The following is an 11,916-nucleotide window of genomic DNA, read 5'->3' on the forward strand; positions in this document are numbered from 1 at the left end:
AAAAACGGAAACGGCACAAGATTGCTACTCACAAGCGGAAAAAACGGCTAAGAAAAAACCGGCATAAGAAAAAATAGTAAGCAGTAAGCAGTACGCAGTGGGCAGTCAATAGTGCTGATTGCCAGTCTCTTATCTGTCTACTGTACACTGCCAGCTGCCAACTTATTTTGAAGCCTCGTGCCGGTCTGAAAAGCCCGAGCGTGGCTTCTTTTTTTTATACAGCCATTTTTAACCGTTCATTCATCTTGTGAGTAATGAATTAGTTATCAGTTCAACTCAGAAAGGTGATCGTATTGCACTCTTGCAAAACAAGAGATTGCTGGAATATCACGAAGAAGAGTTAGACAACAGCTTTACCGTTGGCGATCTTTATTTAGGAACAGTCAAAAAACTATCATCAGGCCTCAATGCAGCATTTGTAGACGTTGGTCACGAAAAGGATGGTTTTTTGCACTATCAGGACCTTGGACCGAATATTAATTCGTTCAATAAGTTTGTTAAAGATGTAATTGCCAAGCGCGTCACCACAGGCCGGCTTAGTAACATGAAGCTAGAACCGGTTATCGAGAAAATTGGGAAAATCGATAAGGTGCTGACGAAAAACGCTCCCATTCTGGTTCAGGTGGTTAAAGAACCCATCTCAACCAAAGGTCCACGCCTTTCCTGCGACATTTCTATTGCAGGCCGTTACTTGGTCTTAGTACCATTTTCAGACGGCGTTAATTTATCAAAAAAGATTACAGACCGAGCTGAACGGTCGAGGCTTCTGCGGATTATGTCCTCACTGAAGCCTCAAAATTTTGGCGTTATCGTACGTACCGTTGCGCAAGATAAAGATGTAGAAGAACTTGATCGAGATCTACAGCACTCTCTTGCCAAATGGGAACAAGCCATTAAAACGTTAGCAGATGCCAAGCCTCGCGATCGAGTCTTAGGCGAAATGAACCGAGCTTCATCCATTCTGCGAGATATGCTTAACGAATCATTCGAGAGCATTACTGTAGATACGAAGGAGTCGTTCGAAGAAATTAAAGAATACATTCACACGATTGCTCCAGACAAAGAGAAGATCGTCAAGTTACACAACGGCAAGACAAAGATTTTCGAAGCCCTGGGATTGGAAAAACAGCTAAAATCGCTGTTTGGACGCTCAGTTAGCCTGCCTGGAGGAGGGTATCTGATTATTGAGCATACCGAAGCGCTACATGTAATTGATGTTAATAGCGGCAACAAGTCGAATTCTGAGGAAGATCAGGAGGCTACCGCAATCAGCGTAAACCGTGAAGCAGCCAAAGAGATTGCTCGGCAATTGCGATTGCGCGATATGGGTGGCATTATCGTCATCGATTTCATTGACATGAAAAAAGCAGAAAACAAGAAGCTTCTGCAGGATATCATGCGCGATGAAATGAAAACAGAACGTTCCAAGTTTACGATTCTGCCATTAACCAAATTTGGTCTAATGCAGATTACTCGCCAACGGGTACGTCCTGAAATGAATATCGTTACCCGTGAAGTTTGTCCTACTTGTGGTGGAACAGGTACAATTCAGGCCAGCGTGCTGGTAACCGACGTAATTGAAAATAACCTTGATTATATTTTGACAAAGCAGAATGAACGAGGAATTTCAATTTCGATGCATCCATTCCTATATGCTTACTACACAAAAGGCCTGTTCTCAAAACAAGTACAGTGGTATCTAAAATACCATACTTGGGTAAAATTGATTAAAGACAGCTCGCTAGGCATTGTTAATTTCAAATTCTTTCACAAATCTGGAGAGGAAATTGAAATCAGCGGAGGAGCCTAAACAGGTAAAGTGTTAGTAAAGCAAAAACAAGTTAATCCATTAATAATCAAGGCCCATAATAGACGTATCTATTATGGGCCTTGATTATTAATGGAGAATTTCTAATTCTATCAACTCATTATATACTTCTTTCCCGACAAGGCTTTCTACAGAATCAACTGTATGAAGGTTTAATAAAAGATCGCGCAGGTCTTCGGTAATTTCATAGGTCTGATATGACCTGCGATCAAATAAAACAGGAGCTTGCTCCAAATCGCAAAGCGAATAGCGACTTTCATTAAAAGTAAGATGCGACGGCCAGTTGCCTCCTACTTTATGGGTTTGTTCTTGCTGTTCTAAGAACGAATGAATAAATAACCACCCCTCCCATTGAGCTGAATAACGCTTTAAATAAGGCCAGAAAGCATTATACAGCTGGGTCATAGCCTCCCGGCAGTACATATCTCGATCACTATGACGAATAGGCTTAATAGGATCAAGGAAACGAAGAATATTGGTCAGGTCCTGCTGCCGATAACTAACAACAGGCACAATTGGTACACCCGTAGCATGCGATAAATAACCTACACCTTTTCGTGTCAGTACTCTTCGCTCACCCAAAGGAACTGAAATAAATTTATCTTGTTCTTTTGGCTCAGGTGCTGTTTCGGGACTACCGTCGACATAAACTATCAGCGAGCGTCCAGCTTTTAATTCACGTAGCACTGTTAGCCCTGAAGAAGCATGTCCGGCTTCTACAACACGAAATACATTTGTTAAGCCGTGCTGTTTGCGTAAAGCCTCAATATGCTCAGTCATATCGTCACCTTGAGACCGATTCATATTACTCCCGACCAGCAATACACAATCTATCCCTCGGCGAAATAAGATACTGGTTAACAGCCTATATGAACCAAGATGATAGGTACAATAAATCTTAGGGCCATCTTGTTTCCTAAGTAATTCCTGCGAACCACGTATTTTAACCAGGTCACCTGCAGTTAGGCACTGCTGGTCAAATGTTGTAAAAATTTGCTGTAACAACAACTCCTGAAACAGAGTTTCATGTTCACTACGAGGGATCGAAGGCATTATGTTTTCAACGTTCGCAGAGAAGGTTGTAAACTTCATTAAATACCCTCGTTCCCGTTGTAGATCAAGTTGTTGAAAATGCTCCCGACAACGACTGAGTTCCTGTTTATAAAGACGTAGCGCGGATGGCATAATTTAGTTTGTTAAAGCGAAAAAGCTGTTTTTGGAGCTGTACCCTGAAGTGCAGTAAACTGACAGCATTCAGCAGCAAGCATAAATTTCATTAAATTGTTTGTTTCTTTTTTAGCAGCAGATAAAACAATGTTTTTTGATGTTTGAGCGGCTTTGATGGCGAATTGCTTTTTCATGTTGACTTTTCTTTTGTGAAAGTTTTGTGTTTGACTGATGCAAAATTAGAGCCTGCATGAAGGGGCATCAATCACAGAAAAGTCATAATAACACTGTTGGATTAGTCAATAATTACCACTAACTTAGTCCAGATTTTTGCTAAGGGGAACATGGAGAAAATACACCTGACCAGAGACTTTCTGAAGAAGCCGCTGTATACTGTTGGCCTCCTGATGGGTGTAATTTTATTGATGGAAGGTTTAGGATGGGCCATTGCTTACAACTCCAAACTGAGCATTCTTATCAAGCATGGTGGCGCGTTACCATATATAAGTCTTCTTGTGAGGAGTCTTATTGTACCTGAAATCGTTACTGTTATCATCCTCAACACGCTACTTAATCAGCAGCATGTTTACTTAAGACTTAACTCCGTAGGCTTAACGCTACGTGATATAAGTCGATACGAACTCAGTTTCCTTCCTACCATTTTATTATCCTTTTTCGTCTTTAATCCAATTACAGAAACGTTACGTTTCTTTCTAGAATCCTATCCTGATTATACGCTCACTACGTATTGGGAGACATATCTAAGCGGCACATTTACTATATCAGTCTATTTACGTTACCTGGTCCCAATCTTTTTTATTGGCTATGTTACGTTAAACATATCTCTGGTTTCCGACTATCTAAAACAACGTCAAGCAGCTCAGGAAGCCGCAGAAAGTAAAGCGGCTAAGGCTGTTGAACAAGCGCAAGCCTTTATAGCAGCTCAATCGAATTCAGTAAACAATATCACTTCCCCTTATCTGACATCATTAAAGGGCAAAAATGCTCAAGGCGAACTCGACTTTCCAGTTGAAGATGTATACTTCTTTACAATAGAAGATCGATATTACTATGCCCAATTAGAAAAAGGGCAGTATTTAGTTACAAAGACATTGAACGATCTGGAAACAGAGCTAGATCCAACTCGCTTTTTCCGAATAAAACGCGACTATATTGTTAACCGACAATCCGTTTTAAACTATGCTTATTGGGAAAATGGAAAGTATATAGTCCGTTTAAACACTCCCGATCGTCATGAAATTGTCGTGCCACGTGCTCGAATGCAGGAATTTAGGGAGTGGCTTCAGGGCAATACACCCTCTAACAATCAGCAGCCTTACGCAGATACCTCCCCTGATCCATTTATTCTTGCTTCGTGATGTCCTATAAATAGTTTTTCACGGATATTCCATAACGCGGCAATTGCCGACAACTCGGCAAATCCAGTTTTTTGGCTATATGGGCTTTATGATTCACCGCTGTCCGGTAGCTAATCCCTAACTTTTCAGCAATCTCACTGGAAGTCAATCCATTAGCAATCATACGTAGCACTTCTCTCTCCCGCTCACTCAAGCGATTAAGCTCATCCCGGGTTCGATCAGACAGTACTTCTACGCCAAAATTTTTCAAAAGGCCCATAAACCCGTTACTGTAATAGCACCCTCCACTGCTAACAGTCTGAAAACACCTGTACAGCTCTTCTAAACCATCACTGGCGTACAAAAAGCCAAAGAATCCCATCTGCATGGCTTTGGCAATCATTCGCAGGTCGGGCTTACTCGTATAGAGAATGAATTTAGTCTGATAATTAGACTGTTGCATCTCCTGAACTATATCAAAACTTCGCTGTCCTGATATCTCCGACTCAAGAATAACGCATTGAGGACGTTTTACGCGAATCTGCTGGAGCGTATCTTCCATTTCTACGGCTCGGCCAACTACGTTGTACCCTTGTTCCTTTAATAGCTGGCTCAGAACCTCGCAATTGAATACTTCAGATTGCGCAACTAGAATCGAGAAATCCCGACGTCGTATGGCAAAGTTTTTAGCGGCCTCCTGACTGTTATCAGACTGGTTCATATCGATAAAGACGTAAAAGAGTGGATGAATCTAACACCCAGTTGATAGGTTGTGCAATATGCATATCCTGAAATCACCATTTTGCCGGACGAAATCACCGAAATGGACATCGGATTATGGGTGATTTCGTCCGGCAAAATGGTGATTTCACGCAAAACGGCTTGTATTGCCTTATAATACTATACTATTTTTGATCATCAGCCAACAGAAACGAGTTTGTTCCAATGATCCAGCAAGAACTATTATCGACGGCCTATGAGGCATCATCAGCCGAGATACAAAGCATAATTATGGAGTGGGTAGAAGCGACGGAACAGTTCCATCGCCGTTACGCTAAACTCACTGAGGTCATTAATTCTCTTCAGGCTACTGATCGTCGTCAATCGACTAGCATAACCCGTTCACGGTTAAGAAAACTTATTGCGCTACGTCATCACATGAGCGACGTATTAATGACTCTGATGCTAGACATGACCGGTACTAAACCAGGCCGTTCATCTCAATCATCCAAGCCAGGCCAACTCCACTCGCATGCTCGCTTACTTGCGGAGTTGAATCGGGAAATAGATGCCGAGTTGACAAATGTCAAAACGGTAGCACAAGCATAGTGTTCACCCCTCCCAATGATAAAGGTTAGCTCCCCAACAAGGGGAGCTTTTTTTATGGTACTTATAGTAAAAAATTACTATTGTAAAGGCCAAAACAGGTAATAAGCCGAAATGGCCTTCATTTTTATTAACTGAACCAGTTATTGGTAAATGTTCAGAGCTTTCTCAATTAACCAGATATGACGGTCCCAAGTAGACGGGATATCTCTACATCAACACGTTTATAGTGCATAAACTCCGTCAGAATCTGATCGGCCTCTTCCGGCGAAGCATTGCTGATGTCTCGAAGTTGCTGCTGCAAAGCCGTCATACGTTGCTCTGCCAGCATTTTTTTAATCCGTAAAATATTTCGATAGGCTGCATCAGCGAGAATACTAATCTCTTCTTCTGAAGGTACGTGTATTTCATGCCTTAGCCAGCCCTCACTTATCTCATACCTTGGCGTAGTAAGATTGATTGTTTGATGCTGAATATCGGTGTCATCAGTTTTCCTACGGTTCAAAAAATCATCCGCAGTCAGAATATCACCGTGTACGTAGGCTTCACGGAATAATGCAAGAATTAGATTGAAGGGTTTCGTCTGAAAATCTATTTCGTGAAGTTCACTTAATACGTACTGACAAAGCGTAATACCGGGCTCCAGTTCTCGAGTTCCGTAGTTAATTAATAACCGGACACATTCTTCTTCCTGGTACGCCAGCGGTGTTTTGGTCAGCTTCGCAGTTTCGCTGGCAGAACTTGATGAGGACTTGTTACTGAACGCTTCTGCACTATCGATACCAGCATCAGCGAATAAAGCGTCCAGCTCTTCAGGAGAAGGCTCACCAGGTACGCTATCTTTCTGACGACTCTGCCGGTCGCGCTGCCGATCGGCATCCTTTTTGGTTTGGTCCTGCTGTTTCCTCAACAGCCGATTTATTTCCGAAATGACCGATTGTTCGTTAACGTGAAAAACCTGCGCAACTCGCTGCGAAAGAGTCTGGCGTTTTAAAGGGTCGGGAATTTTGGTGATACTGGCACATACATCCGAAATTCCTTCTGCCCGTTTTAGTGGATTATCCCCTGCTTCTGCCAGCCACTGCCCTGCTTTAAAATCGATAAAGTCCTGGGAGTGTTGCTTCACATAAGTTTTAAACGCTTCGGCACCAACCTTGTGGACGTAGCTATCGGGATCTTCTCCATCAGGTAGCAAGAGCAGCTTTAAGTTAAGCCCTTCTTCAAGCACCATATCAAGACCGCGCAAAGCCGCTTTTATACCTGCGGCATCACCATCATACAAAATCGTGACATTAGGCGTAAAGCGGGCAATTAACCGTATCTGTTCTGTGGTAAGCGACGTACCAGATGAGGCTACTACGTTTTTTATACCTGCCTGGTGAAGCGAAATGACATCCGTATACCCTTCCGTCAAATAGCAGATATCCTCCTGCCGAATCGTTTGTTTAGCCTGATAGATTCCATACAATACCTGGCTTTTATGGTAAACAGTAGTTTCCGGAGAATTTAAGTATTTAGGCTGGTTTTTATCAGTTTTTAGAATGCGGGCTCCAAAGGCAATTACTCTCCCCGACACATTATGAATCGGAAACATTACCCGCCCCCGGAAGCGATCAAAAACTTTTCCGGCTTCTTTGCTGATGATAAGACCAGCTTTCTCCAGTAACTCCCGGCTATAGCCCTTACGAGTTCCCTCCTGCATTAAGGCGTCCCACTGATCGAAACTATAGCCTAGGTCAAACGCTTCAATCGTTGGATTCGAGAATCCACGTTCCCTAAAATAACTTAACCCTATACCTCTTCCTTCGTCCGACTTAAGCAGTGTTTCCTGAAAAAAGGTTTTAGCGAAATTCAGTACAATCAGCAAGCTCTCACGCTCATTCTGCCGTAATAACTCCTCGGGAGTCTGCTCCTGTTCTTCAATCTCAATGCTGTATTTCTTAGCTAGATAACGTAGTGCTTCGCCATAGCCTATATTCTCGATATCCATAACGAAACGAACAGCGTCGCCCGCCTTACCGCACCCGAAGCATTTGTAAATCTGCCGGGCAGGGTTAACATTAAACGATGGCGTTTTCTCATTATGAAACGGGCAACAGGCAATATAATTCGTGCCGCGTTTCTTCAAAGAAACAAAATCATTGATTACTTCCAGAATATCAGAGGCTTGTCGAATCCGATCGACAGTTTCTTCGGGAATGCGCATGGAACCTAGTAACAGAAATAACGTATTAAAGGTACGGTGAAAGAGAACCCGCTAATCAATTGTTCATTACAAAAACTGAAACAGATCGTGGCTTTGGCAATATTTTTGCACAATTTTCTAACTATCAATGTGTAGTACCTACTTCACCATTCCACAGTTAAGTGATTGCATATGAAAAGTATTCTACAGAAACTACGTTCTGGCAAAGCATTGCCTGAATACAAACGATACGGTACTCAAGCGGCTATCATTTTGTTTATCTTCCTGGAAGCGTGTCGTACTCAACCAGTTGATCCTACGGAGACGGGTATGCCGCTCGGTAAAACAGCCGATCTGTATAAGGCCGACGTAGCAACTTCCTGGGCAGGACTCCAGCTAAAACTTACCAAAACAACCCCTGGCTTTTCGCCCGTTGTTGCGGCACGTGCATACGGTTATGCAGGCTTGGCGATGTATGAAGCAGTTGTGCCGGGTATAAAAGACCGGCAGTCTTTAGTAGGTCAGCTGCAAGGCTTAACAACCCTGCCAAAGCCTGAACTCAATAAAGAATACAACTGGGCTCTCAGTGCTAATAAAGCTGAGGCAACCATGATACGTGCTTTATACCCTACTACGTCAACCACGAATAAGACTGCTATTGATTCGCTTGAGCAGGCACTTCTGAATGAACTCAAAGACACAAATGAAGATATTAACCAGCGTTCTATAGCGTTTGGTGAGCAAATTGCAAACGCTCTGTTAGAGTGGTCAAAGTCAGACGGCGGTCACGAAGGATACACCCGTAATTTCCCGGCAAGTTACACAGTCCCTACTGGCCCAGGCCTTTGGAAAACGACAGAAAATGGTCAGAAGATTCCAATGCAACCTTACTGGGGAACCAATAGAACCTTTATTAAGGCGAACAATGATCTTCCCATGCCAAAGCCTTTGCCGTATTCGACAGATGTTAAATCTACATTCTTTCAGCAATATCTGGACGTATACACAAAATCAAAAAATCTGACTGACACAGAAAAAGAAATCTCTGTTTGGTGGTCTGATAATCCAGGAGAGTCTTTTACGCCACCGGGTCATTCGTATAGTATTGCCAAAATTGCCGTCCAAACGGCTAAAAGTTCGTTAGATCGAGCGGTAGAAGCGTTCGCCAGAACAGGCATTGCCGTAAATGACGCTTTCATCCTATGCTGGCGCTGTAAGTATGCTTATAACAATTTACGGCCATATACATACGCCAGACTAGCTATCGACCCCAACTGGATACCTTTCTGGCCTGCTCCTCCGTTTCCTGGTTATCCTTCTGGCCATGCTACGCAATCATCAGCAGCAGCTACTGTTATGACTGGCCTTTACGGAGAGTCCTTCTCCTTTACGGATGTTTCGCACGTTGGTCGCCCTAACGATCCGCTACGTAACATTGCTTTCAAGGCACGTAGTTTCCAGTCTTTTGAGCAGGCAGCTCAGGAATCAGCCGACTCGCGCTTCTATGGTAACATTCATACGCATCAGGATAATGAGACGGGGTTGATAGAAGGCAAAAAAATTGGCGCTAATGTAAACTCGCTGAAATGGGCTAAATAACAACATTAGCAAGACCTGTACGTACGCGTGTGATTCACTACGTACCAAGCCTGATTTCTGATCTATCAGGGCGATTACTTGCTACGTCGTAATTAATTCCTTCGCGATCCAATAGATCTACAAACGTTGAGTAATCCGCTTTTTCGACGGAGAAGACGTACCAATTTTCGTAAGGTTCGTTAAAAATTTCTACCTCAGTCAGAGTCGCTTTTTTTTGAAGCAGCTGGTATTGGTTAATCTCAATGGAATTCTGCCGGATAAGGAAGTACCACATGATTTGTTTATGATTTTGGTACGTACTAAAAACCCCACGTAACAGATTTGCTACGTGGGGTTTTTAGTACGTATCAGGTTTGTTTATTTATTCACTGCCAGGATGTAATCAGCTAGCACCAACCCTGCTTCATTAAGATACAGGTCTTTTTTCTTCTTAGTGGTGGGTGTGCCGGTTTCATCAACGGGCGCGCTTATCTGCGACACTTTGCTGGCAGCAGCACGCTTACGTTCGGCTTCTTCCCGCTCTTTACGACGTTTAGACTCCTGCAGTGATACTACCGTATTCTCTTTTGCTTTCTTAAAGTCAGCCAGATCCTGCGCTAATTGTTTCAACTCAGGGTCTGATTTAAGACGCTGATCAAAACGGTCACGCAAGCGAGACAGGATTTTATCATCAATTCCGCTCGATTGCTCGTAACGGGTCGATTTGATCTGATCCCAGGGCAACGCACTTGGTTGCGAGCTTTCGCCATACTCCTCAGCCGAAAAAGCAGATGGTAATTCAATATCTGGCGTAACTCCCTTATGCTGCGTACTACTACCATTTACGCGATAGAACTTCTGAATGGTCATCTTCACCTGACCAACCTTTTCTGGCTCTTTAGGAAGCCATTGATTCAGATCGATTAGGGTCTGAACTGTTCCTTTCCCGAACGTCTGACCACCAACAATGATCCCCCGTTTGTAATCCTGGATAGCGGCCGCAAAAATCTCGGATGCCGATGCGCTAAACCGGTTAACCAGAACGGCCATTGGCCCATCATACGTAACACTTGGATCAGGATCGGTATAAACTTCCGTTTCGCCGGTCGATTCACGTACCTGAACAACTGGCCCTTTAGGAATGAACAAACCCGTCAGGTTAATAGCTTCCGTTAATGATCCACCTCCATTATCACGCAGGTCGATGACAATACCATCCACTTTTTCGGTCTTAAGTTCTTCAATGAATCTCTTGACATCGCTGGTTGTACTGCTAAACCCTTCTTCGCGCTTCCGGGCTCCTTCAAAATCGCGATAGAACATAGGAATATTGATAACACCGATTTTAAACGAACGTCCGTTATCACTTACTTCTATTGTTTCTTTTTTAGCGCGCTGTTCTTCCAGTTTAATCTTCTCCCGAACCAGGCGAATTTCTTTAGGTGGTGCGCCAGCAATAGCATTTGGCGAAATAACCTGTAAACGAACCACTGTACCTTTAGGCCCTTTGATTAGTTTGACTACGTCATCGACCTGCCAGTTCATTGTATTCACCATTGGGCCATTATCGCCCTGCGCTACACCCGCTATCTTATCTTCCTTATTAAGCAGTTTACTTTTAAAAGCTGGACCGCCCGGCAATACTTCGGTAATGCGGATGTAATCGCCATCTTCGCGTAGCATGGCTCCGATCCCTTCCAGCGACTGACTCATTTCCTGATTAAACCGATCGGCATTGGAAGGAGATAGATAATTGGTATGCGGGTCGAGTGCTTCAGCGAACGAGTTCATGTACATTTGGAATACGTCTGCACTTTTTACCCGGTTCACAGCCTTATCGAGGTTGCTATAGCGTTGCGTCATTAACGCGACAACCGCGCTATCCTTACGGTTACCCAGACGGAGTTCCAGCGCCTGATTTTTGAGAATCTTGCGCCAGAGTTCATTTTGCTCTTCTACGGTTTTGGGCCAGCTTGCTTTCTCCCGATCCGTATTGAATGTTTCGTCTTCCGTAAATGAAAGCGGTTTTTTAAGCTGCTCCTTTATAAAGTCGCTACGTTCCTGATAGCGTTTACGAAAGATATTGTAAAGGTCATAGGCAGCCGTAAGATCACCGTTAACTAACGCATCATCAATCTGGTAGCGGTATTTTTCAAGCGATGCTACGTCAGAGGCCAACAAATAGGTTTTACTATTATCGACCTCCTTCAAATAATTATCCCACACTACTGACGATAGAGAGTCGTTCAGCCGCACTTTCCGATAATGATACGTTGTTAACAACTTGGCTACCAACGATTCTACCTTCTCCTGAGAGATAGACGGTTTCAAATCGTCGGATGGAGACGATGTTGGCGCCAGATGTAAGGGCGCACCGCCCGAAGGCGAATCCGGCTGAAAGCTTAACATCAGCACGGGTAAAAGGGTCACCAGATACTTCTTCATCTACATTACCCAAGTTAATTGCGAACGAG

11 protein-coding genes are annotated in these 11,916 nt (G+C 43.5%); 5 read left to right on the plus strand and 6 right to left on the minus strand.

Annotated features, from left to right (window positions below; all coding sequences use genetic code 11):
- Positions 1 to 247 precede the first annotated feature (247 nt).
- A complete protein-coding gene (locus tag GK108_RS19545) occupies positions 248 to 1,810 on the plus strand; it encodes an Rne/Rng family ribonuclease (RefSeq protein ID WP_317166549.1) in 1,563 nt (520 codons plus the stop codon).
- A gap of 87 nt (positions 1,811 to 1,897) precedes the next feature.
- On the opposite strand, the gene GK108_RS19550 is transcribed toward GK108_RS19545, so the two are convergent.
- Together GK108_RS19550 and GK108_RS31100 are read right to left on the minus strand one after the other, a co-directional pair.
- Positions 1,898 to 3,013: a lysophospholipid acyltransferase family protein gene (locus GK108_RS19550; protein WP_163952182.1), complete on the minus strand. Its 1,116-nt coding sequence runs from the start codon at positions 3,011 to 3,013 to the stop codon at positions 1,898 to 1,900.
- A gap of 11 nt (positions 3,014 to 3,024) precedes the next feature.
- Positions 3,025 to 3,189, minus strand: coding sequence for a hypothetical protein (locus tag GK108_RS31100; RefSeq protein ID WP_170305409.1), 165 nt, complete (start codon positions 3,187 to 3,189; stop codon positions 3,025 to 3,027).
- Between the two features lie 150 nt (positions 3,190 to 3,339).
- Here GK108_RS31100 and GK108_RS19555 point away from each other — a divergent pair, with 150 nt between their 5' ends.
- Entirely contained in the window at positions 3,340 to 4,374 is a 1,035-nt protein-coding gene (locus GK108_RS19555; protein ID WP_163952184.1) for a LytTR family DNA-binding domain-containing protein, read from the plus strand.
- Between the two features lie 4 nt (positions 4,375 to 4,378).
- On the opposite strand, the gene GK108_RS19560 is transcribed toward GK108_RS19555, so the two are convergent.
- Positions 4,379 to 5,074 carry a LuxR C-terminal-related transcriptional regulator gene (locus tag GK108_RS19560; RefSeq protein WP_163952186.1) on the minus strand — a complete coding sequence of 232 codons (696 nt, stop codon included), beginning with the start codon at positions 5,072 to 5,074 and terminating at the stop codon, positions 4,379 to 4,381.
- A gap of 51 nt (positions 5,075 to 5,125) precedes the next feature.
- Here GK108_RS19560 and GK108_RS31410 point away from each other — a divergent pair, with 51 nt between their 5' ends.
- Positions 5,126 to 5,251, plus strand: coding sequence for a hypothetical protein (locus tag GK108_RS31410; protein WP_262887440.1), 126 nt, complete (start codon positions 5,126 to 5,128; stop codon positions 5,249 to 5,251).
- A gap of 47 nt (positions 5,252 to 5,298) precedes the next feature.
- Positions 5,299 to 5,682: a hypothetical protein gene (locus GK108_RS19565; protein WP_163952188.1), complete on the plus strand. Its 384-nt coding sequence runs from the start codon at positions 5,299 to 5,301 to the stop codon at positions 5,680 to 5,682.
- A gap of 169 nt (positions 5,683 to 5,851) precedes the next feature.
- On the opposite strand, the gene dnaG is transcribed toward GK108_RS19565, so the two are convergent.
- Positions 5,852 to 7,885 (minus strand): DNA primase, encoded by a 2,034-nt coding sequence (gene dnaG, locus GK108_RS19570; RefSeq protein WP_163952190.1) that lies wholly within the window; start codon positions 7,883 to 7,885, stop codon positions 5,852 to 5,854.
- A 171-nt stretch (positions 7,886 to 8,056) separates the two neighbouring features.
- Here dnaG and GK108_RS19575 point away from each other — a divergent pair, with 171 nt between their 5' ends.
- A complete protein-coding gene (locus tag GK108_RS19575; RefSeq protein WP_163952192.1) occupies positions 8,057 to 9,463 on the plus strand; it encodes a vanadium-dependent haloperoxidase in 1,407 nt (468 codons plus the stop codon).
- A gap of 37 nt (positions 9,464 to 9,500) precedes the next feature.
- On the opposite strand, the gene GK108_RS19580 is transcribed toward GK108_RS19575, so the two are convergent.
- The gene (locus GK108_RS19580; RefSeq protein ID WP_163952194.1) at positions 9,501 to 9,737 is read right to left on the minus strand and encodes a hypothetical protein; all 237 of its coding nucleotides are present in this window, start codon (positions 9,735 to 9,737) and stop codon (positions 9,501 to 9,503) included.
- Between the two features lie 83 nt (positions 9,738 to 9,820).
- Positions 9,821 to 11,887, minus strand: a complete 2,067-nt coding sequence (locus tag GK108_RS19585) for a carboxy terminal-processing peptidase (RefSeq protein ID WP_163952197.1) — start codon at positions 11,885 to 11,887, stop codon at positions 9,821 to 9,823.
- Between the last annotated feature and the right edge of the window lie 29 nt (positions 11,888 to 11,916).

Source organism: Spirosoma terrae (genome assembly GCF_010435915.1).
Classification (GTDB): Bacteria; Bacteroidota; Bacteroidia; order Cytophagales; family Spirosomataceae; genus Spirosoma; species Spirosoma terrae.